The sequence below is a fragment of the Sulfitobacter sp. KMM 9851 genome (assembly GCF_057178245.1).
Genome location: NZ_CM169991.1, coordinates 1210613 through 1236128, shown reverse-complemented (window position 1 = coordinate 1236128; position 25516 = coordinate 1210613). Strand labels below are relative to the sequence as shown.

22 protein-coding genes and 1 riboswitch are annotated in these 25516 nt (G+C 62.3%); of the genes, 5 read left to right on the top strand and 17 right to left on the bottom strand.

The features are described 5' to 3' along the window. Positions 1-111 precede the first annotated feature (111 nt). Both AC1965_RS06085 and AC1965_RS06080 read right to left on the bottom strand, forming a co-directional pair. On the bottom strand, positions 112-567 hold the full coding sequence (locus AC1965_RS06085; protein WP_483886394.1) for an Lrp/AsnC family transcriptional regulator: 456 nt from the start codon (positions 565-567) through the stop codon (positions 112-114). Then, positions 564-1019 (bottom strand): Lrp/AsnC family transcriptional regulator, encoded by a 456-nt coding sequence (locus tag AC1965_RS06080; RefSeq protein ID WP_483886393.1) that lies wholly within the window; start codon positions 1017-1019, stop codon positions 564-566. Before AC1965_RS06080 ends, AC1965_RS06085 begins: the two co-directional genes overlap by 4 nt. Positions 1020-1155: 136 nt before the next feature. On the opposite strand from AC1965_RS06080, the gene ilvC reads away from it, so the two are divergent. Then, positions 1156-2178 (top strand): ketol-acid reductoisomerase, encoded by a 1023-nt coding sequence (ilvC, locus tag AC1965_RS06075; RefSeq protein ID WP_483886392.1) that lies wholly within the window; start codon positions 1156-1158, stop codon positions 2176-2178. 84 nt (positions 2179-2262) lie between these two features. Then, positions 2263-3183 (top strand): DMT family transporter, encoded by a 921-nt coding sequence (locus tag AC1965_RS06070; protein WP_483886391.1) that lies wholly within the window; start codon positions 2263-2265, stop codon positions 3181-3183. A gap of 37 nt (positions 3184-3220) precedes the next feature. On the opposite strand, the gene glmM is transcribed toward AC1965_RS06070, so the two are convergent. From glmM to AC1965_RS06025, 9 genes are all read right to left on the bottom strand, one after another. Continuing rightward, on the bottom strand, positions 3221-4579 hold the full coding sequence (gene glmM, locus AC1965_RS06065; RefSeq protein ID WP_483886390.1) for a phosphoglucosamine mutase: 1359 nt from the start codon (positions 4577-4579) through the stop codon (positions 3221-3223). Beyond that, entirely contained in the window at positions 4576-5589 is a 1014-nt protein-coding gene (gene folP, locus AC1965_RS06060; RefSeq protein ID WP_483886389.1) for a dihydropteroate synthase, read from the bottom strand. The genes glmM and folP overlap by 4 nt, the downstream gene beginning before the upstream one ends. Before the next feature lie 3 nt (positions 5590-5592). Next, positions 5593-6528, bottom strand: coding sequence for a dihydroneopterin aldolase (locus AC1965_RS06055; RefSeq protein WP_483886388.1), 936 nt, complete (start codon positions 6526-6528; stop codon positions 5593-5595). Between the two features lie 126 nt (positions 6529-6654). Next, positions 6655-7293, bottom strand: coding sequence for a cell wall hydrolase (locus tag AC1965_RS06050; protein ID WP_483886387.1), 639 nt, complete (start codon positions 7291-7293; stop codon positions 6655-6657). Positions 7294-7422: 129 nt separating this feature from the next. Continuing rightward, entirely contained in the window at positions 7423-9960 is a 2538-nt protein-coding gene (locus AC1965_RS06045) for a putative PEP-binding protein (protein ID WP_483886386.1), read from the bottom strand. A 328-nt stretch (positions 9961-10288) separates the two neighbouring features. Beyond that, a complete protein-coding gene (gene glyS / locus AC1965_RS06040; protein WP_483886385.1) occupies positions 10289-12535 on the bottom strand; it encodes a glycine--tRNA ligase subunit beta in 2247 nt (748 codons plus the stop codon). A gap of 107 nt (positions 12536-12642) precedes the next feature. After that, entirely contained in the window at positions 12643-13458 is an 816-nt protein-coding gene (locus AC1965_RS06035) for a DUF1206 domain-containing protein (RefSeq protein ID WP_483886384.1), read from the bottom strand. Positions 13459-13537: 79 nt separating this feature from the next. Then, positions 13538-14053 carry a DUF6446 family protein gene (locus tag AC1965_RS06030; protein ID WP_483886383.1) on the bottom strand — a complete coding sequence of 172 codons (516 nt, stop codon included), beginning with the start codon at positions 14051-14053 and terminating at the stop codon, positions 13538-13540. Then, positions 14050-15015 (bottom strand): glycine--tRNA ligase subunit alpha, encoded by a 966-nt coding sequence (locus tag AC1965_RS06025; RefSeq protein WP_483886382.1) that lies wholly within the window; start codon positions 15013-15015, stop codon positions 14050-14052. Before AC1965_RS06025 ends, AC1965_RS06030 begins: the two co-directional genes overlap by 4 nt. 192 nt (positions 15016-15207) lie before the next feature. Between AC1965_RS06025 and AC1965_RS06020 the strand changes: the two genes are divergently transcribed. Beyond that, a complete protein-coding gene (locus AC1965_RS06020; RefSeq protein ID WP_483886381.1) occupies positions 15208-17049 on the top strand; it encodes a serine protease in 1842 nt (613 codons plus the stop codon). A 126-nt stretch (positions 17050-17175) separates the two neighbouring features. Here AC1965_RS06020 and AC1965_RS06015 read toward each other — a convergent pair whose 3' ends face one another. The 6 genes from AC1965_RS06015 to metZ form a co-directional block, all read right to left on the bottom strand. Beyond that, the gene (locus AC1965_RS06015; RefSeq protein ID WP_483886380.1) at positions 17176-18768 is read right to left on the bottom strand and encodes a 5-guanidino-2-oxopentanoate decarboxylase; all 1593 of its coding nucleotides are present in this window, start codon (positions 18766-18768) and stop codon (positions 17176-17178) included. Next, positions 18768-20216, bottom strand: coding sequence for a TrkH family potassium uptake protein (locus AC1965_RS06010; RefSeq protein ID WP_483886379.1), 1449 nt, complete (start codon positions 20214-20216; stop codon positions 18768-18770). Before AC1965_RS06010 ends, AC1965_RS06015 begins: the two co-directional genes overlap by 1 nt. Positions 20217-20298: 82 nt before the next feature. Continuing rightward, positions 20299-20610, bottom strand: a complete 312-nt coding sequence (locus AC1965_RS06005; RefSeq protein ID WP_483886378.1) for a DUF1127 domain-containing protein — start codon at positions 20608-20610, stop codon at positions 20299-20301. A 41-nt stretch (positions 20611-20651) separates the two neighbouring features. Next, positions 20652-21131, bottom strand: coding sequence for a DUF2867 domain-containing protein (locus AC1965_RS06000; RefSeq protein WP_483886377.1), 480 nt, complete (start codon positions 21129-21131; stop codon positions 20652-20654). A 107-nt stretch (positions 21132-21238) separates the two neighbouring features. Further along, positions 21239-22330, bottom strand: a complete 1092-nt coding sequence (gene folE2, locus AC1965_RS05995) for a GTP cyclohydrolase FolE2 (protein ID WP_483886376.1) — start codon at positions 22328-22330, stop codon at positions 21239-21241. 78 nt (positions 22331-22408) lie between these two features. Further along, positions 22409-23590, bottom strand: coding sequence for an O-succinylhomoserine sulfhydrylase (metZ, locus tag AC1965_RS05990; protein ID WP_483886375.1), 1182 nt, complete (start codon positions 23588-23590; stop codon positions 22409-22411). A 64-nt stretch (positions 23591-23654) separates the two neighbouring features. After that, positions 23655-23731, bottom strand: a riboswitch (SAM riboswitch). A gap of 101 nt (positions 23732-23832) precedes the next feature. Here metZ and AC1965_RS05985 point away from each other — a divergent pair. Next, a complete protein-coding gene (locus AC1965_RS05985; RefSeq protein WP_483886374.1) occupies positions 23833-24789 on the top strand; it encodes an alpha/beta hydrolase in 957 nt (318 codons plus the stop codon). Continuing rightward, on the top strand, positions 24773-25474 hold the full coding sequence (locus tag AC1965_RS05980) for a glutathione S-transferase N-terminal domain-containing protein (RefSeq protein WP_483886373.1): 702 nt from the start codon (positions 24773-24775) through the stop codon (positions 25472-25474). The genes AC1965_RS05985 and AC1965_RS05980 overlap by 17 nt, the downstream gene beginning before the upstream one ends. Positions 25475-25516: the final 42 nt, after the last annotated feature.

Genomic DNA, 25516 nt, shown 5'->3' with positions numbered 1-25516 from the left:
TATAGCGTTTCTGCCCGGCCCGAGAAAGACCCGCTTTGACCCATTGAAAATGCCAACTTTAATCCGCACCAGTTTAACGCAACTCAGCGCAAGAACGGGCATAGGTCGCCGCTAGATCGGACCCGGCAAGCGCTCTTCGCTCAGCAGCACATTGGCCTCGACTTCCCCCGCGCCGGGCAAGGTCATGATCCGCCGCCGCAACACGCGTTCGAAATCCGGCAGATCCCGCGCAACGACGCGCAGGCGGTAATCGTATAGGCCCAGCACATGCTCAACCGTCTGCACTTCGGGTATCGCACTGACCGCACGCTCGAAGTCATCCAGGCTGACACGGCCCCGCGTCGCCAGCTTGATCCCCAGAAACACCGTCACCCCAAATCCCAACGCCTCGGCGTTCAGACGCAATTTCCGCCCGGCAAAGGCCCCGGCTTCTTCCAACCGACGAATTCGCCGCCAGGTGGCAGGTTGAGACAACCCCAACCGCCGACCCAGCGCAGAGGCACTCTGGCTGGCGTCACGCGCCAACGCGCGCAGCAGGGCGCGGTCGATGTCGTCCAGATCAATCACAGCGGCAATCCTTCCTGCGTCTTGATCCGCGCCACATGCATCAAGGCCTCAATCTCAGCGATATGCGGCAGGGTCAGAATCTGATGGCGATAGACCTGTTGATAATCGGCCATGTCGCGCGCAATGATCGACAGGCGCAGATCAACACGGCCCAGAAAGGTCTGCATCTCGATCACCTGCGGCACCTTGCGCGCCGCCGCCATAAACGCGTCAAAGGCGTTCGGTTGCGTCTTATCGAGCGTCACGCGCAGAGACACTTCAACCGCATAGCCAAGGGCGGACCAGTCGATCACCGCCCCGACCCCCTGCACGATCCCGACGTCTTGCAGCCGCGCGATCCGCCGCGCCGCCTTGCCCGGCGTGATACTGCACCGCTCGGCTAATTCGCCGGGGCTCAAGGTCGGTTCGGCCTGCCAATACCGCAACAGGCGGCGATCCAGATCATCAAGCATGATTTTTCCGTTTTTTTACGAAACCACGCATTAGCATCTTCATTTGACGAAATAAACTCGGAAAACACCGATGGCCAATCACGGCCCATTGGCTATCTTGCCCCCTAGAGAACAAATAAACCAAAGGACCGAGACAATGCGCGTTTATTATGACCGTGACTGCGATGTGAACCTGATCAAAGACAAAAAGGTCGCCATTCTGGGCTACGGCAGCCAGGGCCACGCCCACGCGCTGAACCTGCGCGACAGCGGCGCCAAGAATCTCGTCGTTGCTCTGCGCGAAGGCTCTGCCTCTGCCGCCAAAGCCGAAGGCGAAGGCCTCAAGGTTATGGGCATCGCCGAAGCTGCCGCCTGGGCCGATCTGATCATGTTTACCATGCCCGATGAATTGCAGGCCGAAACCTACAAGAAATATGTCCATGACAACATCCGCGAAGGCGCCGCCATCGCATTTGCCCACGGTCTGAACGTCCACTTCGGCCTGATCGAACCCAAAGAGGGCATCGACGTGATCATGATGGCCCCCAAAGGCCCCGGTCACACCGTGCGCGGCGAATACACCAAAGGCGGCGGCGTGCCCTGCCTCGTGGCTGTGGACAAGGACGCTTCCGGCAAGGCGCTGGAAATCGGTCTGTCCTATTGCTCCGCCATCGGTGGCGGCCGCTCCGGCATTATTGAGACCAACTTCCGCGAAGAATGCGAAACCGATCTCTTTGGTGAGCAGGCCGTGCTCTGTGGTGGTCTGGTTGAACTGATCCGCATGGGTTTCGAGACACTGGTCGAAGCGGGCTATGCACCCGAAATGGCTTATTTCGAATGTCTGCACGAAGTAAAACTGATCGTCGACCTGATCTATGAAGGCGGCATCGCCAACATGAACTATTCGATCTCCAACACTGCCGAATACGGCGAATATGTCTCCGGTCCGCGCATCCTGCCTTACGACGAAACCAAGGCGAAGATGAAAGCAGTTCTGACAGACATTCAGAACGGCAAGTTCGTGCGCGACTTCATGCAGGAAAATTCCGTCGGTCAGCCGTCGTTCAAGGCCACGCGTCGCATCAACGACGAACACCAGATCGAACAGGTCGGCGCCAAGCTGCGCGAGATGATGCCGTGGATTTCCGCAGGCAAAATGGTGGACAAAGCCAAAAACTGAGCCATCTAGCTCAGCCATGACCATAGCGATTGACCCCGACATCCCGTCGGGGTCTTTTGCGCTTTACCCCCCCCGGGAGAAACAATGACCCAGCAACCGAAAATCACCCTCACGAGTTGGCTTTTGGTTGCCTTGCTTGGGTTTGTCTGGGGTGGCACTTTTCTGGTCACCGAGGTGGCCCTGACCGGGATCACGCCCTTCTGGCTGGCGGCGTCACGCATCTGCTTTGCCGCGGTTGTGATGCTGACAATCTGGGGGATGCGCGGGTTTGGCCTGTTTCACACACCGCCCGACCGTGGCCAGATCGTCACCATGATCGTCATCGGCGTGATCAGCTCGGCGCTGCCATTTTCCCTGCTGGCCTGGGGGCAACAATTCGTCACCTCCGGGTTCGCCGGCGTTTCCATGGCGTCGGTCGCGCTGATTGTGTTGCCCTTGGCGCATTTTCTCGTGCCGGGTGAGCGGCTGACACCGCGCAAGATCGGCGGTTTCTTGATCGGGTTTGTCGGCGTCGTGGTCCTGATCGGTGGCCAAGCCTTCGAAAGCACGGGCGCGGCGATGGAAGCACCAGGTCGCATTGCCTGTATCGCTGCGGCAAGCTGCTATGCCGTCGGTTCGATCCTGATGCGCCGCCTGCCCCCGGTCGATCCTGTTGGCCTCGCCACTGTACTCATGCTGATCGGTGCGGCGGTGATGTTGCCGGCGGCCCTGACAGTCGAAGGCCCACCGCCCCTGCCCGCGCCCACCACATTGGCTGTGCTGGCCTTTCTAGGTCTTGTGCCCACCGCCGCCGCCAGTTTTCTGCGCGTGCTGGTGGTGCGCAGCGCCGGACCGGTGTTCATGTCACTGGTGAATTATCAGGTGCCGCTCTGGTCGGTGTTGATGGGCGCGATGATCCTGAACGAACCGCTGCCGCCCTCGCTCATCTACGCGATGGCACTGATTCTGGCGGGGGTCGGGCTTAGCCAATATGGCGCGCTGCGGCGTTTGTTTGGTCACACCTGACGGCCGACTTATCGTCGCCCCGCATGGCACGTCCGGCTCATCCAGCCGCAGGCACCGAAACCGCGTCCGCCACGGCATCAACCACACTGTCAACGGCGCGTTCCAGCAATGCCGCGTCCTCATGTTCGGCCATGACCCGCACCAAAGGTTCGGTGCCCGACTTGCGGATCAACAACCGCCCGCCATCGGCCAGATCGGCCTCGGCCTGCGCAATCGCCGCTTGCACTTGCGCATCCTCCAGCGGGGTCTGATCCGCCCCGTAACGCACGTTTTTCAAGAGCTGCGGCACCGGGTCGAACTGGTACAGTAGTTCAGAGGCCGGTTTGCCGCTGCGCACCATCTCGGCGAGAAACTGAAGGCCCGCCATGAAACCGTCGCCAGTGGTGGCATAGTCCGTCATCACGATATGGCCCGATTGCTCGCCGCCAAGGTTAAAGCCCCCTGCACGCATCCGCTCGACCACATAACGGTCGCCGACCGCCGTACGCTCCAGCGCCACGCCGCGCGCGCCCAAGAACCGCTCAAGGCCAAGATTGCTCATCACCGTGGCCACCAAGGCACCGCCCTTCAGGCGCTTGTCTTCGGCCCAGCGGGACGCCATCAGGGCCATGAACTGATCCCCGTCACCGACACGGCCATTCTGGTCGATCAGAATCACACGGTCGGCGTCGCCGTCCAGACAGATGCCCACATCCGCCCCATGCGCCACGACAGTTTCCGCTGCCGATTGCGGATGTGTTGATCCGCAGCCATCGTTGATGTTGAACCCGTTTGGCGACACGCCCACCGGGATCACCGTTGCGCCCAATTCCCACAGCGCCATTGGGGCCACATGGTAAGCGGCGCCATTTGCGCAGTCGATCACCACCTTCAAACCGTCAAGACGCATCTGCCGTGGAAATGACGACTTCACCCGTTCGATATAGCGAAACCGGCTGTCGTCGATGCGCTTGGCCCGGCCAATCTCGCCCGCGTCCGTTGGCTCGACCCCTTGCTCGACCAGCGCCTCGATCTCGGCCTCGACCTGATCAGACAGCTTGTATCCATCGGGGCCGAAAAACTTGATGCCGTTGTCATGCGCCGGGTTGTGGCTGGCCGAAATCATCACCCCCAGGTCGGCGCGCATCGACCGGGTCAGCAGCCCGACCGCAGGTGTCGGCACCGGCCCCAGCAGCAGCACGTTCATACCGGTACTGGTCAGCCCCGCCGTCAGCGCGTTTTCAAACATGTAACCCGATAGCCGGGTGTCCTTGCCGATCACCACCCGGTGCACGCCGCCCTTGTCGCGGCGGAAATAGCGGCCCACGGCCGCGCCAATCCGCAGGGCCATTTCGGCCGTCATCGGATGAATGTTGGCCGTGCCGCGCACGCCGTCTGTACCAAATAGTTTTGTCATGTCTGTCTTCCTGCCATGGCAGCCTGCCACAGCGCAATCGCTTGAATGGTTTGGGGTACATCATGCACACGAACCAGTTGTATGCCATGGGCCAATGCGGCCAACGCCACGCCAATTGACCCCGGCGCGCGGTCCTCCGCCTGTTCCGCACCGCTAAGGGTGCCGATAAACCGCTTGCGCGAGGCCCCCAATAGGATCGGCACACCCAGGTCGTGAAACAGGCTAAGCCGCCCGAGCAAAGCCAGATTATGCGCCAGCGTCTTGCCAAATCCAATCCCCGGATCGGCAATGATACGCGCGCGCGCGATGCCTATCGCCTCAAGCGCCGCAACCCGCTCCGCGAGGTGGTCAAACACATCTAAAAGCACGTCGTCGTAGCGCGGATCGCGCTGCATCGTGGCCGGGTCGCCCTGTGCGTGCATCACGCAGACAGGCAGGTTATTGGCAGCACAAAAGGGTGCAAGATCAGGATCATAGGTAAATCCGGCCACATCGTTGACCAGATTGGCCCCTGCCGCCACCGCTGCCTGCGCCACCTGTGCCTTGCGCGTGTCGATGGAAATTGCCCCGGCCCCCGCCGCGTGCAACCCCGCGATCACTGGGACGACGCGGGCGATCTCATCCGCCTGTGACACGTCGTCCGCCCCAGGACGGGTGGATTCGCCGCCCACGTCGAGCATATCAACCCCCGCCGCGCGCATTGCTATACCTGCTGCAATGGCGGCATCCGGGTCGGCGTGCCGCCCGCCATCTGAAAAACTGTCGGGCGTCGCGTTCAGGATGCCCATCACCCGCGGACGATCAAAGCTCAGCCCCGCGATATCCGGGCGCGGCGTGGTCAGTCGGGCGGCGGCGTCGGATGGCAGATCACCGGCCGGTATGACCCTGGGGTCGTGCCCGCGGTCCAACACTTCGACATGGGTAAACCAGCCCCAGCCGCCTGCCAGCGGCAATGCGGCATCAGGACGCTGCGGCCCGACCTGAACCAAGGGGCGATAATACTTCTGCATAGGCTATAGCGTCGCGTGATCTGCCGATACCGCACGCAGTGGCACGTCGGCGTTATTGGACATCTCAACCGGCAGATCGGCCCCAATCACCAGCATCTCTTGCGCATCAAATGTGCCGGCAAACCACGCCGCCAGCGCCAGCGGATCTCGCGGCCGCGCCGAGGGGGTTTCAACCGCGTCGAGCACGATCTTGGACGGTGCCCAAACACAGGTCTGGCCGTTTTTCATCGCCCAGTTCAGCTCTGTCCGGGTTTCGACCACGACGCAGCGATCATCCCGCGCGGCCAGCACCCAGGCATTCTGTTCAATCGCCAGAAGGTCGATCCGCCGCTGCGCCATCCGGTGTGTAAGCTGGGGCGCCGGGGCGTCGGGCGCGCCGACACATAAGATCAAGGGACGGCCCAAGGCTTCAAGCTGGTCCAGCCAGCCGCGCAGATGCGGCGACGCAATGGCGGCATTGCTGAGATATACAAGTTCGGGATGAGGTGTGTCATCGGCATGGACCTCGGGCGGCGGCGCGCCGTCGCGGGCGCGTACGATTTCGACCCCCAGCGCACCGGGGCCGCGATCCAGCTTTTCGATACGCACAAAGGCGCGCATTGCCTGCGGTTCCAGCAGTATCCGTTCCGCGACCCGTTCGGCCAATGTTTCCAACAGGTTGAGCCGTTCATCCGCCAGTTCCGCCGCAATCGCTTCGGTTACGCGGTCATAGGACAGGATGCGATCGACATCGTCGTCGATCGGCCCGGTCAACGGCTGCACCTCGACCACGACGTTAAAGCAGATGCGTTGCGTGACGCCGCGTTCGGCCTGAAAGGCACCGATTTCGACCGTGACGATGTGATCGCGCAGGGAAATTCGGTCCAGTGGCACCGGCCCGGCCATCGCCTCGGCGCGCTCTGAGGGATGCGCAAAGGCAAGACGGATTTCGTTGGACATGGGAACAGCGCCTAGGTGGGACAGATTTGCGGCCAACCTAGCCGCAAGTCCGCGAATTTAACAGCCCCAGTGGCGGCAGACCAGCGCCGGAAAGCGGCGCGCGCGTCGCCTTGGGGGTCTACGGCCTTAGTTAGAGGCGGTCTTCCAGGTGTGGCGGTAAAACAGATGATCGCCGATGCGCGCTGTTTTGGTATAGACGCGCGCCCAGCGTGGGTTCACCGCCGTCGTGTGGTAATGTGTGGCGCCATCGGTCAGTCTGGGCGCGGTGCCGTCGATCATCGCACGTGCAACCTTGGACACGCGGGCAAAGGCCAGCGGCTCGGCGATCACTTCCTTGTTGCCATCGCAGGTATAGGTGAACTGGCACTGATACTTGCGCCCCGTCCCCTGTTTGATCACGCCGCAGAGCGAACCCGGGAAACGGGCGGATTTCACGCGGTTCATGATCACTTCGGCCACGGCAAACTGGCCCTTGATGGTTTCGCCGCGCGCTTCGAAATACAGCGCCTCTGCCAGGCAGCGGAATTCATCACTGCCCTGCGCCTTGGGCTGGCTGTCGATCCAGCTGCGCGAATATTGGATCGCGGTGACGTTGCTCTCAGGTTCCTTGATCATGTCTTTGAGCCGTGCCGAACCTGCAGATTTAAGACCCTGAGCTTCGATCCGGGCGAGGTCGCCCGCATTTTCGTTGGCCGTTGCCATGATCGGCATGCTGCTGCCAAGTGCAAGAAGCAGCGCAAAAGAAGTTACCCGTAGAAAACGCATTCCGCGCCTCGCATCGTTGTTACTGACTTGGGGCGCCTACCTATTTTGTTCCCAAGAGTAAACTCTGGGGGCCTTTTTACGCAAAATCCCGCCCATTAGACCCAAGAATTGCGTCAGCAAGGCAAAATCTTACCCGATCTTGTGTGCGATGGCGAGTTGTGCTGCGGCCAGCCTTGCTACTGGAACGCGAAACGGCGAGCAGGAAACATAGTCGAACCCCGATTCGCGGCAGAATGCGATGGACTCCGGGTTGCCGCCATGTTCGCCGCAGATCGACAGGGTGATGCCTGGCTGCGCTTTGCGGCCGCGTGCCGCCCCCAGCTGCAACAGCTCGCCCACACCGTCGGTATCGAGCACATGAAACGGGTCCTCAGGGTAGACACCCTGCTGCACGTAGTTCGACATGAACCGGCCGGCATCGTCGCGCGACAGCCCATAGGTCATCTGTGTCAGGTCGTTTGTGCCAAAACTGAGAAAGGCGCAGTGGGGGGCGATTTCGGCGGCGCGCAGGGCGGCACGCGGGGTTTCGACCATGACGCCAAGACGGTAGGTAAAGCTGGCATCGCGTTCGGTGCGCACGGCCGCGGCGACGGCATCGACCGACGCCTTGACCAGTTCAACCTCGCGCCGCGCGCTGACCAGGGGGATCATGATTTCAGGCACCACGGGGTCGCCATCGCGGCTGGCCTCGATCGTGGCCTCGAAAATCGCGCGCGCCTGCATTTCGTAGATTTCGGGCACCGTCACGCCCAACCGCACACCGCGCAGGCCCAGCATCGGGTTGTATTCCGTCATGGCGTCGATCCGACGTGTCACATCGGACAACGGCAGGCTGAGGGCCTCGGCCAGTTCGCGCTGGCCTGCCTTGTCAGAGGGCAGGAATTCGTGCAGGGGCGGGTCAAACAGGCGGATGCACACGGGTTGCCCCTGCATGATGCGGAAAAGCTGTGTAAAATCATCGCGTTGCATGGGCAACAGCCGTTCCAGCACGGCGCGGCGGTCTTCGCTGGTTTCAGCAAAGATCATTTCGCGCATCACGGTCAGGCGGCCAGGCTCAAAGAACATATGCTCGGTGCGGCACAGCCCGATGCCGTGCGCGTTGAAATTGCGCGCGGTCTGGGCGTCGGCGGGGGTGTCGGCGTTGGCGCGGATGCCGATGTCGGCGACATCCTCGGCCCAGCACATCAGACGGTTGAACGTATCATCCAGCGCGGCCTCCTGCATGGCGGCGGCACCGGCGAGGATTTCGCCTTTGGTGCCGTCGACGGTGATCTGATCACCTGCCCCAAAAACCCGGCCATCGGCGGCGATGATCTGCCCCTTTGACACGATAAAGCGCATGTTGGAGGCGCCGACAACGCACGGCAGGCCCATGCCGCGCCCGATCACGGCGGCGTGGCTGGTGATGCCGCCGCGTTCGGTCAGCACGGCCTGGGCTGCGTGCATGCCGCGAATATCCTCGGGGCTGGTTTCGCGGCGCACGAGGATGCAAGGCTCTCCGCGCGAGGCGCTGGCCTGTGCTTCGCTGGCGGAAAAGACGATCTTGCCCGTGGCGGCCCCGGGGCTGGCGGCGATGCCGCGCCCGATGCGGTCGCGTTTGGCGCGCGGGTCGACCTGGCGGTGCAGCAGTTCGGTCAGGGTGCGCGGCTGGACCCGCATCAGGGCTTCTTCGCGGCTGATGATACCCTCGTCGGCCAGCGCCACGGCGATGCGCACCGAGGCGCGCGAGGACCGCGCGACCCGCACCCCGTCGAGAATGTGTAAGTTACCGTCCTGAATGACAAATTCCACCTGCATCTCGGCCCGCAGGCGTTTGCGCATCAAGGCGGCGTGGGCTGTGAGCGTGGCAAATGCCTCGGGCACCAGTTCTTCGAGCGAGGGGCCGCGGGGATCGCGGGTGAGGTACATCGCGGCGGCGTCGCCTTCGAGCGCGTCGCGGCCTTGCGATTGGCTAAGATAGCGCCCGGTAATCTGTGGCAGGCCGGTGTCGCTGTCGACCAGTTGCAGCACGCCAGAGCCACATTGCCCGGTGCCGACGCCAAAGGCCATTTCCTGTACGATCAGCCCCAGTCCTGCGTCCAGCGGCGCCCCTTTGGCCTGACGCAGCAGACGGGCCGAGGTGCCGTTCCACGCCCGCGCCATCGAGCGCAGCACGGCGGCCAATTGGGTTGCGGGGTCTTGGGGAAATTTCTCTTCTGTTTCAGCCTCATAGGCGCGAAGCGACGCCATCAGCGCCGCGCGGCCATCGCCCGATACATCGTCAAACATATCAGGATCAAGACGGGCCACATTGACCGCGTAGGACTGCACAAAACGAGAATAAAGCGCGGCCGCCGGGCCCTCGCCCATGGTTTTGGAGAAGCTGTCGAAAAGCGCGTCGTTGATGCCGATGTTGAGCACGGCACCGGGACCGCCCCAGTCCGGGTCTTGGCTGGAGGGCCGCACACAAAGCAGGGCGTGTTTGGAGAATTGATCCACCACCGCTTGCAGGTCGGGCATCTGGCCGCGCGCGATTTGCTGCACCGCGTCAAAGGAAAGCGCCACGGTGCGCGGGACCGGCAGGTCAAGACGGACCAGTCTTTGCAGGCATTTGGCGCGCCCGCCGTGGGTGTCATTGGCGATCGGGGCGGTGGGCGTCACCAGAGTGGTGTTGGGGTTATTCTGCACTGCGGCACCTTCCTGCGTTCAGGCGCAGCATAGGGCTTGGGCGCGCACTGGCAAGAAAATGTGGGGATATGACCGGGGTTTTGCTGATTCGATGGTTAACCGCGTTATTTTGCGGGGAAACGCGAGTCACAGATTGTACACGGCGCGTACACTGGGCGTACACGGGCGGGTAAATTGCGGCGAATTTGGGCGGGGGTTAACGGCGCGGACGTTGCGTGGCGCAACGTGCGGTGACGGCCGGGTGATCGTCCGTGGCTTGCGTACCTCGGGCGGGCCAGCCCCCCCGGCCCCCCCGAGGTATTTACGACTCAAAAAAGATGAAGGCGGATCAGCCGTCGAGTTTGGTCAAGTCCGCGACTGAGGTGCAGATGCTGCGGATGCGGCTGAGCAGGTTGAGGCGGTTGCGGCGCACGGTGGGGTTGTCCGAGTTTACCTGCACCGCGTCGAAGAAGGCGTCGATCGGGGTGCGCAGGGTGGCCATTGCGGCCATGGCGGTGGTGAAGTCCTGCTGTTCCATCGCCGGTTTGATCTTTGCCTCTGCGGTGTCGAGGGCGGTGAAGAGGGATTTTTCGGCCTCGACCTCGGTGAATTTGATGTCTGCGCCATAGGAGTATTCGACGCCATCGGCCTCTTCTGCTTGGGAGAGGATGTTGTTGGCGCGTTTGAAGCCTTGGATCAGGTTTTCGCCGTCATCGGTTTTGAGCATATCAGAAAGTGCTTTGGCGCGATGTATCTGGGTTGCCAGCGTTTCTTCTCCCTTTAGTAGCACAAAGCTCTCAGCGATATCATGGCGAGTGCCTTGCTCTTTTAAATAGACTTTTAGACGGTCTTGAAGGAAGGAGATGAGGTTGGCTTGCTTACCGTCACTGTCCCGGAATACTTCTTCGAAGTCTTTCCAAAATTCTTTTCCTGACAGCTCGATTGCTGTGGCCGCGCCTTCAACATCGAGTTTTTGCCCGTCATAATATTCATCAAAGATTTCTCTGACGGCTGATGCCTTCACTTGCCGCATCTTGCGAAGCTTATCGTGCTTATACAGCATATGAAGCGTAAAACCGTTAACCAAGACATCTGTGATATCTACAGAGATCTCATTCTCAACCAATATCCGAATAACCCCCAGCGCGGCGCGGCGTAGCGCAAAGGGGTCTTTGCTGCCGGTGGGTTTTTCATCAATCGCCCAGAAGCCGGTCAGCTTGTCGATTTTCTCGGCCAGTGCCACGGCAATTGAAACTGGGTCAGTTGGCACGTCATCGGATGGCCCCAGCGGCGCGTAGTGGTCGCGCGCGGCGTTGGCGATGGCGTCGGAATGGCCAGCCGCTTTGGCGTAGTAGCTGCCCATCAGCCCCTGTAGTTCGGGGAATTCATAGACCATTTCCGACGACAGGTCGGCCTTGGCGATGCGGGCGGCCTGTTCGGCCTCATCCGGGTCGGCGCCGACCATGGGGGCCAGTTCGCGGGCAAGGGTTGCCATGCGGGTGATCAATTCGGCCTGGGTGCCGAGTTTGTTGTGGAAAGTCACGTTTTCCAGCGATTTGACCCATGTTTGCATGCCGTCGCCTGTGGTGACGGTGCGCAGGTCGTTGTCCCAGAAGAATTTCGCGTCTGACAGGCGTGCGCCGAGGACTTTTTCATTGCCCGCGAGGATCGTGGCACCATCGTCGGCGGTGGTGCGGTTGGCGACGGTGATGAAACGCTCAATCCGGCCTGATTTGGGGTCGCGTACCGAGAAGAACTTTTGGTGTTCTTTCATCGAGGTTTGCAGCACTTCGGGCGGCAGGCCAAGGAAATCATCGCCGATCCGGCCCATCAGGACGACGGGGTATTCGACAAGGCCCGCGACCTCGGCCAGCAGGCCTGCGTCTTCGACCACCTCTAGCCCTGCGGCGAAGGCCATGGTGGTGGCGTCGTGCCAGATGGTGTCGGCGCGCGCGGCCGGGTCCAGCACCACGAAGGCGCGGGCGAGTTTGGTTTGGTAATCCTCAAACCCGGTGACCTTGATCGTGTCGGGGGCAAGGAAGCGGTGGCCGCGGGTGGTGTCGCCTGCGGTGATGCCATCGAGGGTGAGCGGGACAACTTCGGCCCCGGCTTCGTCGCTGATCAGGCAGAGGATGGAGTGCAGCGGGCGGACCCATTTCAGCGATCCCGTGCCCCAGCGCATGGATTTGGGCCATGGGAAATTGCGAATGGTGTGTTCGAGCACTTCGGCCACAATATCGGCGGCGGGGCGGCCCGGCTTTTCGATCTTGGCGAAGAGGATTTTGCCTTTGGGGGTGTCGCGTTCCTCAAGCTGATCTCGCGTCAGGCCGACACCGCGCAGGAACCCTTCGATGGCTTTTTCGGGGGCGTCGGCCTTGGGGCCTTTGCGTTCTTCGACTTGGCGGGGGCTGGCGGCGAGCATGTCGTTGAGCGTGAGGCACAACCGGCGCGGCGTAGTAAAGGCCCCGGCGCTGGCGTAGGTCAGCCCAGCGTCGACCAAGCCATTGGTCACGAGTTTCAGCAGGTCCTCGCCCGCGCGTTTTTGCATCCGCGCGGGGATTTCTTCGGAGAAAAGTTCAATCAGCAGGTCTGGCACCGGGGCCCCCAAATCTTGTCGCGCAAGCGGCGCATGTTTGCGGGCTTGGATAACGGGCGGGGGCGCGAGGGTCCAGCCCCCTTTGGGGTCGGAGCCGGGGCGCGATGTTAGTCCAGCAGGGTGGCGATTTCCTGGTCGCTGAATTTGGGGATCACGCGAAAGCCTGCCTCGACGAAGTTATAGATGGCAAAGCCGATCAGCCCCAGCCCTGCCCCGCCCAGCAAGACGCGGCCAAACATCATGCCGCGCAGGTCTTGCAGCGCTTTGCCCAAGCCGCCCGCTTGCGACGGGTCAGCCGTGAGCGCGGCATAGCCAAGCGAGCCTGCCACAAGCGCCAGCATCGCGCCGTAGATCACGAGGCCCGCGGTCAGCACCGGGTCGATGGTTTCGGTAAACTGCGAACGCGCGAGGTGGGATTTATAGGTGCCGCGCCAGCCTTTTTGCGCGTAGTAGAGGCCCGCGCCCAGCAAGATCAGCGCCCCTGCGGCCACGATATAGCGGCCCATCGGCATGGACATGAGTTTCTGGGTCCAGTCCTGAGCGGAATCGCCGCCGCTGCCTTTGCCGCTGAGGGCCAGGGCCAGCACCGAGATGCCGATGCCGCCGTGGATCAGCCCGGTGGTGACCTGCCCGATGCGCGCAATCAGGCCCTTGGCATCGGTGCCGTGGTCTTCGACGTCCTTGATGCCAGCGGCGACGCGCCAGACAAGATAGGCCAGCAGGCCGATGCCGATGGCAATAAGGGCGGGCACGCCGAAGGGTTCATCGCGCAGGGCGGCAAGGGCGTCCTTGGTGCCGGCGGCCTGAGTCGATTTGAAGGCGGCGAGAAAGGCGAGCCCGCCCACAATCGTGTAGATCACCCCGCGCGAGCCGTAGCCCGCCCGCATGATCCATTTCAGGCCTTCGTGTGCGTTTTCTGACATGGTGGTTCCCCCGCTGCTGTCAGGGGACAAGCGCCGGGGCGGGGCAAAAGGTTCCGCACAAAGCGGGCGGTGGCGTGGTTTATTCGCTGGGGCGCTCTGGGCAGGCTTCGCCGATCACGGTGCCGTCGTAGGATTTTTCGCCACATTCGTTGAGGTCGTGCCAGACATAGCCACGCCCGTCGTCTGTGATGGCCACGATACTATCGACGCCGTAGTGGATGTTTTTCGTGCCGAGAAAGGTGAGCGCTGTGCCGGCTTCGATTTCGGCACCCAGTTTTTCGGCATCGAAGCAGTCGAACCAGCCCGGCGCGTTGCGGGGGGTGTCGTGGTCGGACAGGGTGTAAGTCTCAGAGGCCATGGCGAGGCTCAGGTCCGTGTCAAAACACGCGCGGTAGCGGATGGGGGAGCTGTCGGCGTCGATGGCGCGCAGGTTGGTGGCGGCGATGTCTTCGGGTTGTTCGGACACGACGGAGACCAGCCGGACGGCTGCCCCCGGCACCTCGCGGTAGTAGCCGTAGATTTGCAGGTAGTAGAGGCCCGCGCCGGCGATCAGGGCAGAAAGCATGATGACGATCCCGGCGATCTTGCCGTTCATTGGGCGACTGCGGTGTTTGGGGTAGCGCCTGCATCCGGCGTCCATCCGCCTGCGCGGGTTTGCACAAAGGCATCGGCGCAGCGTTTCGACAGGGTGCGGACGCGGCCGATGTAGGCTTGGCGTTCGGTGACGGAAATCACGCCGCGTGCGTCGAGCAGGTTAAAGATGTGGCTGGCCTTGATGCATTGGTCATAGGCTGGGTGGGCCATGACAATGCGTTTGCCGGTCTTGGGGTCCATGTCCGGTTGGTCGAGGATGAACTGGCAGTGGGCTTCGGCCTCGTCGAACTGGCGCAGCAACACCTCGGTATTGGCGGTGTCGAAATTCCAGCGGGCGAATTCTTCTTCGGTCTGTTTGAAGATGTCGCCGTAGGTCAGCGGGATCGGAGAGGCGGGATTGTTAAAGGGCATGTCCATGACGTGATCGACGCCGAGGATATACATGGCCAGACGTTCCAGCCCATAGGTCAATTCGCCTGAAACCGGGTGGCAGTCATGGCCGCCGACCTGCTGGAAATAGGTAAACTGCGACACTTCCATGCCGTCACACCAGACTTCCCAGCCCAGCCCCCAAGCGCCCAGTGTCGGGCTTTCCCAATCGTCTTCGACAAAGCGGATGTCGTGCAGATCCATGTCCACGCCGATGGCGCGCAGGGAGCCGAGGTAGAGTTCCTGCAGGTTGGGCGGGCTGGGTTTGATCAGCACTTGGTACTGATAGTAATGTTGCAGGCGGTTGGGGTTTTCGCCGTAGCGGCCATCGGTGGGGCGGCGCGAGGGTTGCACATAGGCGGCGGCCCAGGGTTGCGTGCCAAGGCTGCGCAGGGTCGTGGCGGGGTGGAAGGTGCCTGCCCCCACCTCCATGTCGTAGGGTTGCAGGATCGCACAGCCTTGTGCTGCCCAATAGCTTTGCAAGGCGAGGATGATTTCCTGAAAAGACTGCGGTTTTTGCGCGGCGTCGGACATGGCGAGAGACCCTTGATGATGCGCGCCATTCCTACGGGGGCAGCGCGGGGGGGTCAATCGCACGATTGTTACATTTTCGGCCCCTTGCCCATGGCATTTGCAGCGGTTTCCTGCTTAATCTGCCCCGGATTTGGTTTTACGAGAGTACACGGCACGATGATGCGGATTCTTTTTGCCCGTTTGGCACTGATTATGACTGTGATTGCGGGAGTGAGCGGGGCGGCGCGGGCGCAATCTGCCGATGATGTGGTCTGGGTGCAGATCGAGGCGCAGCCCAGTCTGGCTGAAGCGACAGACCGCGCGCGGGCCTATGAGACCCTGCTGGACGATGTGAACGGCTTTGCGCTGGGTGGCGGGTGGTACGGCATTGCCGTTGGCCCCTACGCCCGTGGTGATGCGGAACTGGTGCTGCGCAGCTATGTGCGCGACGGTCTGGTGCCGCGGGACAGTTTCATCCAACTGTCGAGCCGGTTTCGCCAGCAGTTCTGGCCCGTCGGGGCCAATGTGCTGGAAACTGGTGTGATCGATGCACCCACATCGGTCGACGCGGGCGAAAACCGCGAGACGCCGCAGGTCGAGACGACACCGCTGGACCCGGTGGACGAGGCCGCGACAGAACAGACATCCGAAGCTGGGCCGCAAACCGAGGCGGAGCCGGAAGCGGAGGTCGCCGAGGTGCCCGCCCTGCCCGAGCCCGTCCTGCCTGAGCCTGCCGACGAGACCCCGCAGGAAGCGCGCAACAGCGAGCGTGACCTGACGGAACAGGGGCGCAAGGACCTGCAGATCGCCCTGCAGTGGGCCGGGTTTTACAATTCAGCCATCGACGGCGCCTTTGGCCGGGGGACGCGCAATTCCATGGCGGCCTGGCAAGAGGCCAATAGCTATGACGTCACGGGCATTCTGACCACGCGCCAGCGCGCGGCCCTGATCAAGCAGTATAACGCTGTGCTGGAAGGGTTGGGTCTGGAGGTTGTCCGGGACGCGCAGGCCGGGATCGAGATCATGATGCCCACCGCCGAGGTCGCCTTTGACAAATACGAGCCGCCGTTCGCGCATTACAACGATATCGGCAACGTGGGTGCGCGGATTCTGTTGATCAGTCAGGCCGGGGATCAGGACACGCTGTTCGGGCTCTATGACATCATGCAGACGCTGGAGATCGTGCCCGTCGAAGGCCCGCGTGAGCGCAAGAACAATTCCTTTGAGTTGATCGGCGAAAACGGCAGCATCGTGAGCCAGACACAGGTGTCTTTGCAGGATGGACATATCAAGGGGTTCACCCTGATCTGGCCCGCAGGCGACGAAGAGCGCCGCCGCCGGGTGATTGCGGAGATGTCCAAGAGCCTCGTGCGCCTGCCCGGTGTGCTGGACGCGGCGGCGGGCAACACGGCAGAGCAGGCGATTGATCTGGTGTCGGGTCTGCAAATCCGCCAGCCTAAGATTGCGCGCAGCGGGTTTTTTGTCGATGGCAAGGGCACGGTGGTGACGACATCCGAGGTTGTGCAAGCCTGTGGGCGGCTGACCATTGATGGCGATACCGAGGCGGATGTGATTGCCGATGACGCGGCGCGCGGGGTGGCCCTGCTGAAACCGCGCGCGGATCTGGTGCCGGTGGCGCGGGCGCGTTTTGCCACCACCACACCACGTCTGCAATCCGAGGTGTCGGTGGCCGGTTATTCCTATGAAGGTGTTTTGTCTGCGGCGACGTTGACCTTTGGCACACTGTCGGACCTGCGCGGCCTAGAGGGCGAGGACGGCATGAACCGTCTGTCGCTGAAGGCGCAGCCGGGCGACGCCGGGGGGCCTGTGTTTGACGAAGGCGGCCATGTCGTTGGCATGTTGCTGCCGCGTGCAGCGGGCGACAAGAAGCTGCCAGACGACGTAAGCTTTGCCGTGGACCGCGCGGCGATCACCGCGGCGGCGTCTGCTGCCGGGGTGACGCTGGATGCCGGAGATGCCGCAGGGGTGATCGCGCCGCGTGATCTGACGTTGCAGGCGCAGGGGATGACCGTATTGGTAAGCTGCTGGGAGTAACGGGTGCTCTTGGGGCTCTGCCCCAAACCCCGAGGGTATTTACGACTCAAAAAAGTTGGGGGGCGGTGTTTTTGGCACCGCCCCTTTTTCGTTTCAGCGTCCCGGAATGCCGGGCCGGTGGCCACGTTAGCCGGTGATGGCCGGGGTCACGTAGATCAGCGTGGGACCATCAGCCGAAAAGGCGTCTGTGACTGCCTGTTGCAGCGCGTCGAGAGTGTCGGGTGCCGCTGCTTTGGCGCCAAAGGCTTCGGCCAGTTTGCAGAAATCCGGGTTCTGCGCGATCACCGCATTCGGCGCGATCTGGGCGCGGACCATGCTGTCTTCGATTTCTTTCAGTTTGCCGTTGTCCCACAGGATGATCGGCAGGCTAAGCCCCAGTTCGACCGCCACGCCCAGTTCCTGAAGCGTGTAATGGAAACCATAGTCACCAATGATCGCCAGCGTCGGCTTGCCGCGCCGCGCCACCGCGCCGCCGATAGCGGCCGGGGTGGCGTAGCCCAGCGTGCCGAAGCCGTATGGATGGTGCCAGTGGCCCGGGCGGTCCATGTCCCAGACCTCTTTTGCGACATAGGCGAATTGCGTCATGTCGGAGTAGATCATCGTATCGGCAGGCACCGCGGCGCGCAGGGCGTCGCAGATCGGCACGATGCCGGGGCGTTCTGCATCGGTATCGCTGCGCCAGCGCCTGCGGGCGGCGGTGACGCGGTCAGGCTGCCAGCCGGTCTTGGCGCCCTGCCCCTGTAGTGCCTCGGTGAGCGCCGACACAAAGGCGGTGGCGTCAGCCAGCACCGGGTATTCGGCGCGCTGTGGGTCGCACAGCACTTCGGGGTCGATGTCGACACGGATCATCGGGGCGGTATGGCCCAGATGGGCGCGCCAGATGTCGACTTCGGCCAGTTCGGTGCCGATGGCGATGATGAGGTCCGCTTCGGCGATGACGGCAGCGCTGTCGGCGCGCGCGAGGCAGGCGCCAAAGTGCAGCGGATCGTCGGCGGTGATGATACCGCGCCCGGCGTAGGTGGTGGCGCTGGCGGCGGCCAGTTGGCGCAGCAAGGGGCGCGCCACGTCAGCCGCCCCCACAGCGCCACCGCCAAAGATGAACATCGGCTTTTGCGCGGCGCGCAGCAGGTCGGCGGCCTGCGCCGCGGCGGCGGCTGGCGCGGCCCGCGTCACCGGCGGGGCCAGCGCTGCGGGGGCCGGGGCCGCCTGCCCCTGCAACTGCGCAATCGGCACCTGAATGTGTTTGCTGCGTCGGCGCTGGCTGGTGAATTCGGACAGGGCGCGGTCGACCAGCGTATAGGTGGCCTGCGCGCTCAACGCGGTTTCGGACCAGTCGCAGACGGTGCCGGCCGCAATTTCCTGATCCTTCATCTGGTGCAACTGCCCGCGCCGGGCGGATGTTTCATCAAGGCAGGACGAGATCACCAGCAGCGACACAGAATCGCTATAGGCCTGCCCCATCGGGGTCATCACATTGCAGACGCCCGGCCCGGTGATCACATAGGCAACGCCGGGCTTACCCGTGGCGCGGGCATAGCCATCGGCCATGAAGCCTGCGCCCTGTTCATGGCGCGCGAGGACGTGGGTGATGCCCGCCTCTTCGATGCCGCGGTACATTTCCTGGTTGTGCACGCCTGGGATGCCAAAGACGCAATCCACACCGCGATCCTTGAGCATGTGAGAGATTTGTGCGCCGAGCGGTCGTGTGGTGTCAGCCATTAGGCCCTCCAGAATTTAGCGGTGAGAATGACGTAGACGGCCATCAGTTCCAAACGCCCGATCAGCATCGCGGCGGTCAGTATCCATTTGGCGGTGTCGTTGAGGCTGCTGAAATTACCGGCCGGGCCGATGATCGGGCCAAGGCCGGGGCCGATGTTGGCGAGTGCCGCCGCCGCGCCCGACAAAGAGGTGATGAAATCCAGCCCCGTCAGGCTGAGGGCGACGGCGACAAGGCCAAGCGTGACCACGAAGAACATAAAGAACGACATCACCGAGCTAAGCACATCGCCGCCCACCGGGCGGCCATCGTAGCGCGGGGTAAAGATACCATGCGGCGAGCGGATGCGGCGCAGTTGGGCGCGGATTGAGGCAAACAGCAGTTGGTAGCGGAAAATCTTGATCGAACACGCGGTCGAGCCCGCGCAGCCGCCGATCAGCCCGATGAAGAAAAACAGCGCCACGGGGAAGGCCCCCCATGTCATGTAATCCACCGACGCATAGCCAGTGCCCGAGATGATCGAGGTGATGTTGAACAGCGCTTCGCGCAGCATTTGTTCCCAGTGGGTCGGAAACACGCTGCGCAGCGACAGGAATACCACCACCACCAGCACCGCAACGGTCAGGATAAAGCCACGCACCTGTGGGTCACGGTGCAAGGCAAAGGGATTGCCGTTGATCAATTGCACATAGCGTACGAAGGGCAGTGCCGCGAGGATCATGTAGATGCTGGACACATATTCGGCGGGGCCGGAAAACGTGCCAAAGGATGCATCGTAGTTGGAAAATCCACCCGTCGAGACCGTGGTCAGCGCGTGGACCGTGGCGTCAAAGGTGTTCATCCCCACGGCAAGATAGCTCAGCACGCAAGCCAGTGTCAGCCAGACGTAAATGACCGAAATCTGGGTGGCGATCTGACCGGCGCGGGGTAGGATTTTACCAAATGTATCAAAGGCTTCGGATTTGAAAATCTGCATCCCGCCGACACGCAATTCGGGCAGAAAAACCATGGCGACAACGATGATACCGATGCCGCCAAGCCATTGCAGGATGCCGCGCCAGATCAGCAGGCCCTTGGGAAGGTCTTCGAGCCCCACAAACACTGTGGAACCGGTGGTGGTCAGCCCCGACATCGCCTCGAACACCGCATCGGTCACAGAGGCGTTGGTTGCCCCCAAAATGAACGGCAGCGCGCCAAACAGTGGCAGCATCAGCCAGACGCCCGTGGTCAGCAAGAAGGTCTGCTGGATCGTCAGCCCCTCTTTGATGCCGTTGGAACTGGCCAGCGCGATCATGGAGCCGCCGAGGGTAGTGATCAAGGCGGATTCGACAAAGACGCGCCAGTGGCCACGGCCTTCGGCGAGGTCGACCAGGATCGGGACGATCATGGCAAGGCCGAGCACGGCCACCAACAGGCCCACGACATATCCGACGGGTCGTATATCCAACATGGCCGCAGCGTTGGCTTGGCCGCTGGCCGGTGTCAAGCAATGACAGGCCAGCGGGCCAAATTGACAAGCCTAGAGTGGCTTATCAGATGTAGTAGAGGTCTTTGAAGACGTGGTGCACGATGGCATCGCGGGTCAGGCCCAAGTCGGCCAGCTGCGCGTCTGTTTTGCCTTGCAGGTACTGCACCTGCTCGTAGCGGCGATGCGCGGTTGAACCGTTGATCAGCCCGTTGCCGATGCCAGCGAAAAAGCGGCGCAGACCGGCACCTGCACGCTGAGCGAAGTGGCTCAAGGGAGCGGGATGTGCGGTGTTTTGATAAGTCATTTGATTGCCTTTGCAATTCCGTGTTCCGATGCCCCCTAAATAGGCAATGCCGCAGCGCAGCAGAACCGACAAAAATGCATAGCCGCTGGGTGTGGAGCGCAGGGCTTTGGGCGCTAGTCCGCCGGTGTCAGCGCGCCGGCCCGGTACACCCGCGCCAGCGCGTTGCGCACGATCAGTCGGTGAAACGGCATTATTAGCCTTAAATACAGGCGCCCGCCGATGTTGTGGCGGTGTACCCAAGTGGCTAGGAAAACCTGGCCGTCCTGGCGCAGCACCGCGACGCGAAAATCCAGGTGCCGGTCATTGAAGCCTGCGATGATTTCGTCAGGGGTGTCATGCGTGACCGGAAAGGGGCCGATTTTATCAGCCGCTTTGGGGCCGTCCTGGGACAGTCCGAACGGCGTGGTAACGATGCGGCGCAGCGCGACGAGGCCCTGCGCCCAGCCCGGAAACTGCGTGATGATTTCTGCGGCGCGGCGGGGTGGCGCATCGCTTTGCACCGCAAAGCAGTCCACGAAATCCCCAGGCGCGATGTGACGCCACAGGGCACTGTGGGCAGGTAGACCGGTTTCGCGGACGGGGACATGGGACATGTTTTGAGGTTAGCGGGCGCGATCCACGCTGTCCGTGTGACAAAAGGTTGCAGAGCCGTGCCCGATTGGCGCTGAAAGGGTCCACGGGACCCTATTCAGAACCTGCGTCATCCCACATGAAACAGCGTATTGAACAGCTTTGGATCAATGCTTTGCGCCGCGAATGTATCGCCTTGGGTCAGCAGGCTGATGGCGTCATGGCTGTGCAGGCTTTCTTGGTGGCTGGCGACGATGCGAAAATCGCCCACCCGCGCGTCGGCCAGCAGTTGCTCGCAAAACAGCCGCGCGGCGTCTTCGACAAAGATCGGGTTGGCGGCGTTCAGCTCGGCAAAGGCCTGTTCGTCCTCGCGTTTCACCATGACCTGCGTTTCGGTCGGCACGGCGCGGCGGCACATATCGATCAGATCTTCGAACCACAGACAATCTGCGGCGCAGTTCACCGCGACCGATACCCGCGCCACAGAGCGTTGGGAATGTGGTGTGGCCAGTTGCCCACGCGTGGCGCGGGCGTGCTCGGACAGCTCCAGCGAACAGGGGCACGTGCTGGAATAGACGTAATCGAGATGCACGATCTTTTTGCGCACACCGTCCTGTTCGATCAGTTCAAGCGCGATGTCGTAATATTGGTAGCCGGACAGGCCCGAGCGCAGGCTTTCGATCTTCATCGGAAAGGAAAAGCGCATCTGGATGCGGGCATCGAGGCTTTCGAGGTCGGCCTTGTAGTCGTCCAGCGCCGCTTCGATCACCTCAAAGCTGAATGTCGCCTCGGCGTGATTGTAAAAGCTGCGCATGATGCGCGACATATTGATGCCCTTCTTTTCAGCATCAAGCGAGACGGAGCCGGTGACGGAGGTTTCCAGCGTCAGGTCGTCGCCGTCACGGGTGTGATAGCGGATTGGCAGGCGAAAATTGGAAATGCCGACGTGCTGGATCAGTTGTTTTGATCCCCGAATCAGGCTGGCGGGGCCATTTTGCAGATCGGGAAGCGTGGCTTTGTAGTTGTCACCAACGGTGAAGTCGGTGGGATATTCACGGTTAAACGTCGGATATCCTTCGCCCGCCAGCAGGCGCGCCACGGCGGGGTCGAGTGCCGCTATTTCAGCAGGGCTGGCGGTGGCCGCCCATGCACGCAGGGTGGCAAGCGCTGCCGCGGCTGCGTCTTTGTCCGGTGCGCTTGGCACCTGTGTGACGATATTCATGGCCCCACCCCTTTGGCTTACCTCATTCAATGTAAGGTGGTGCCGCGCAAAATGCCACTGCACCTGCGACACATCGGATTAAACCTGCGCCAGCGCCTGCATCACATCGGCCTTGAGATCGGCCACATCTTCCAACCCGATGCTGATCCGTACCAGCCCCGGCGTGATGCCCAGCAGGTCTTTTTGATCCTGTGGCAGGCGCTGGTGGGTGGTGGTGGCGGGATGGGTCAGAATGGTTTTGGCATCCCCCAGATTGTTCGAGATAATCGCAACCTTTAGCGCATTGAGAAAGGCAAAAGCCGCCGGTTTGCCGCCTGCAAGGTCGATGGACAGCACGGTGCCGCCCGACCCCGTTTGACGCGCGACCAGTTCGGCCTGTGGATGCGTATCGAGGCCCGGATAGATCACGCGCGCCAGTCCGGCGTGGCCCTCCAGCGCCTGCGCCAGTTCCAGGGCACTCGCGGCTTGGGCGCGCACGCGCAGGCTCATGGTTTCCAGGCCTTTGAGCATGATCCACGCGGTGAACGGGCTCATCGAGCCGCCGGTGTGTTTCATGTAGGGCTCAAGCGTGCCGCGGATGAAGTCGCGGCTGCCCAGCACCACACCCCCTAGGGCACGGCCCTGCCCGTCGATGTGTTTGGTCGCGGAATAGACCACCACATCGGCACCCTGTGCGATGGCGCGCGAAAAGACCGGCGTGGCAAAGACGTTATCGACCACCACCAGCGCGCCCTTGGCATGGGCGAGTTTTGCCACCGCTTCGATGTCGATGACATCAAGGGTCGGGTTTGCGACGGATTCAAAGAACACAGCCTTGGTGTCGGGGCGGATCGCAGCGTCCCATTCGGACAGGTTGCAGCCGTCGACAAAGGTGACCTCGACGCCATAGCGACCGAGGATTTCTTCGAGGACATAAAGACAGGAGCCGAACAGCGCGCGGGCCGAGACGACGTGGTCGCCTGCGCGCAGCATCGAGATCAGCGCGCCCGAGACTGCCGCCATGCCGCTGGCGGTGGCAAAAGCGTCTTCGGCCCCTTCGAGGGCTGCGATCCGGTCTTCGAACATGGCGACGGTGGGGTTGCCGTAGCGGGCATAGATGAATTCATCCGGGCCGGTTTCCTCGAACCGGGCTTCGGCCTGTTCTGCGCTGTCGTAGACAAACCCTTGGGTGAGAAAGATCGCTTCGCTGACCTCGCCGTATTGGCTGCGGCGGGTGCCTGCATGGACGGCCTTGGTGCGCGATTGCCAGTCGTTGCTCATTGTATTCATCCTTCTGGCCCGACTTGCGGGCATAAAAAAAACCCCAGACGCGGTCAAGCGAAAGGGGGCTTTCATCCTGACCTTTTAGCGGAATATTTTACGTGGCCCGCAATCCGGTAACAAATCGCCACGCTGGCAGCGTTACGCCCGATGCGGACCTTCGTCAACACCGTCACGATGGCTTAACGTGAAATTCACAGCACTGTCATATGTATGGAGCATCAAGCACACACAACATATGGATGAAGGGCGACCCGATGTCGGTGATCAGGCTGAACCTCAGTGCGCCATCGGACCCAGTGCAATTGCATGGCAGTCGGCAATGCACGGCACGGGCCCTGCGGCGGGCGGCGGCGGGTACGGGGCCGATCATCCTGATGATACATGGCTATAAATACGACCCCTTCATCCCACGCCATTGCCCGCAGGCCCTGATTTTTGGCCCAGGCGCCGCGCACGGCTGGCCTGCGGCACTGGGGCTGCTGCGCGACGACCATGCGCTTGGCATCACGATCGGCTGGCGCGCGCGGGGCCGTTTCGCTGCCGCCTATCGCACCGCCGGGCTGCTGGGGGCCGATCTGGCGCGGGTGATCACGACGCTGCACAAGGCTGCGCCTCAGCGCCCGGTGCATCTGATGGCACATTCGCTGGGGGCGGAACTGGCATTGTCGGCGCTGGCACAGGCGCCTGCCAAAAGCGTGGGCCGCGTGGTTTTGCTGACCGGTGCCAGCTATCTAAGCCATGCCCGCGCGGCGCTGGACAGCCCCGCAGGCAGACATGCCGAGCTGCTGAATGTGGTCAGCCGGGAAAACGACATTTTCGATTTCGCCTTTGAACGGCTGATCCGGCCAGACGGCGCCAATGACCGCGCACTGGGTCAGGGCTTGTGGGCGGGCAACGCGCTGACGCTGCAACTGGACTGCGCCGAAACACTGCAACGGCTGGCCGCGATGGGCTGTGCGCTAAGTGCGCCGAACCGCCGTGTCTGCCATTGGTCAAGCTATACACGCCCAGGCGCGATGGACCTATATGCGCGGTTCCTGCGCCGCCCCGCCAGCCTGCCCCTGTCAGAGCTGCGCCGCGCCCTGCCCCAGCAGACCGATGCACGCTGGTCACGGCTGGGCCTTGGCAAAGCCGTAAAAACCCACATGATGCCCACAATAGAAATGCGGGATACCCTATATGAGCGTGCCAATTGATCTGTATTTCTGGCCCACGCCAAACGGCTGGAAAATCTCTATCGCCCTTGAGGAAATGGGCCTGCCCTATACCACCCATCTGGTGGATATCGGCAAGGGCGACCAATTTGCGCCCGAATTCCTAAAGATTTCCCCTAACAACCGGATGCCTGCCATCGTCGACCCCGATGGCCCGGACGGCGCGCCGGTGTCGGTTTTCGAATCCGGGGCAATCCTGCACTATCTCGCGCGCAAGACCGGGCTGTTTTACGGCGACACCGAACGTGACCGGATCGCCGTGGATGAATGGCTGATGTGGCAGATGGGGGGCCTTGGGCCGATGGCGGGTCAGGCGCATCATTTCCTGAAATATGCCCCGGCGATGACGCCGCCCAATGATCTGCCCTATGCCAAGGACCGCTACCGCAACGAGGTTGCGCGGCTTTATGCTGTGCTGGATCGGCAGTTGGCCCGGCATGAATTTGTTGCGGGGAATTTTGTGTCGATCGCAGATTTTTCGATCTGGGGCTGGGCGTCGTTGTGGGAGGGTCAGCGGCAAACGCTGGAGGACAAACCGCATATGACCCGCTGGCTGGATCAGATGGCTGCGCGGCCCGGCGTGCAGGCGGGCCGCGCGCTGTTTGCCGAGAAACGTGGGGATATCGCCAAGGACAAGGGCGCGCAGGATAACCTGTTCAAGCGGTAGATGCTGAGGGCTGGCGACGCCTCAGCGCCTGCCGCTTGATGC

Coding starts and splice junctions, on each gene's coding strand:
- AC1965_RS06080 (WP_483886393.1), bottom strand. CDS start 1,019: ATGCTTGATGATCTGGATCGCCGCCTGTTGCGGTATTGGCAGGCCGAA.
- ilvC (WP_483886392.1), top strand. CDS start 1,156: ATGCGCGTTTATTATGACCGTGACTGCGATGTGAACCTGATCAAAGAC.
- AC1965_RS06070 (WP_483886391.1), top strand. CDS start 2,263: ATGACCCAGCAACCGAAAATCACCCTCACGAGTTGGCTTTTGGTTGCC.
- glmM (WP_483886390.1), bottom strand. CDS start 4,579: ATGACAAAACTATTTGGTACAGACGGCGTGCGCGGCACGGCCAACATT.
- folP (WP_483886389.1), bottom strand. CDS start 5,589: ATGCAGAAGTATTATCGCCCCTTGGTTCAGGTCGGGCCGCAGCGTCCT.
- AC1965_RS06055 (WP_483886388.1), bottom strand. CDS start 6,528: ATGTCCAACGAAATCCGTCTTGCCTTTGCGCATCCCTCAGAGCGCGCC.
- AC1965_RS06050 (WP_483886387.1), bottom strand. CDS start 7,293: ATGCGTTTTCTACGGGTAACTTCTTTTGCGCTGCTTCTTGCACTTGGC.
- AC1965_RS06035 (WP_483886384.1), bottom strand. CDS start 13,458: ATGTCAGAAAACGCACACGAAGGCCTGAAATGGATCATGCGGGCGGGC.
- AC1965_RS06030 (WP_483886383.1), bottom strand. CDS start 14,053: ATGAACGGCAAGATCGCCGGGATCGTCATCATGCTTTCTGCCCTGATC.
- AC1965_RS06025 (WP_483886382.1), bottom strand. CDS start 15,015: ATGTCCGACGCCGCGCAAAAACCGCAGTCTTTTCAGGAAATCATCCTC.
- AC1965_RS06020 (WP_483886381.1), top strand. CDS start 15,208: ATGACTGTGATTGCGGGAGTGAGCGGGGCGGCGCGGGCGCAATCTGCC.
- AC1965_RS06015 (WP_483886380.1), bottom strand. CDS start 18,768: ATGGCTGACACCACACGACCGCTCGGCGCACAAATCTCTCACATGCTC.
- AC1965_RS06010 (WP_483886379.1), bottom strand. CDS start 20,216: ATGTTGGATATACGACCCGTCGGATATGTCGTGGGCCTGTTGGTGGCC.
- AC1965_RS06000 (WP_483886377.1), bottom strand. CDS start 21,131: ATGTCCCATGTCCCCGTCCGCGAAACCGGTCTACCTGCCCACAGTGCC.
- folE2 (WP_483886376.1), bottom strand. CDS start 22,330: ATGAATATCGTCACACAGGTGCCAAGCGCACCGGACAAAGACGCAGCC.
- metZ (WP_483886375.1), bottom strand. CDS start 23,590: ATGAGCAACGACTGGCAATCGCGCACCAAGGCCGTCCATGCAGGCACC.
- AC1965_RS05985 (WP_483886374.1), top strand. CDS start 23,833: ATGAAGGGCGACCCGATGTCGGTGATCAGGCTGAACCTCAGTGCGCCA.
- AC1965_RS05980 (WP_483886373.1), top strand. CDS start 24,773: ATGAGCGTGCCAATTGATCTGTATTTCTGGCCCACGCCAAACGGCTGG.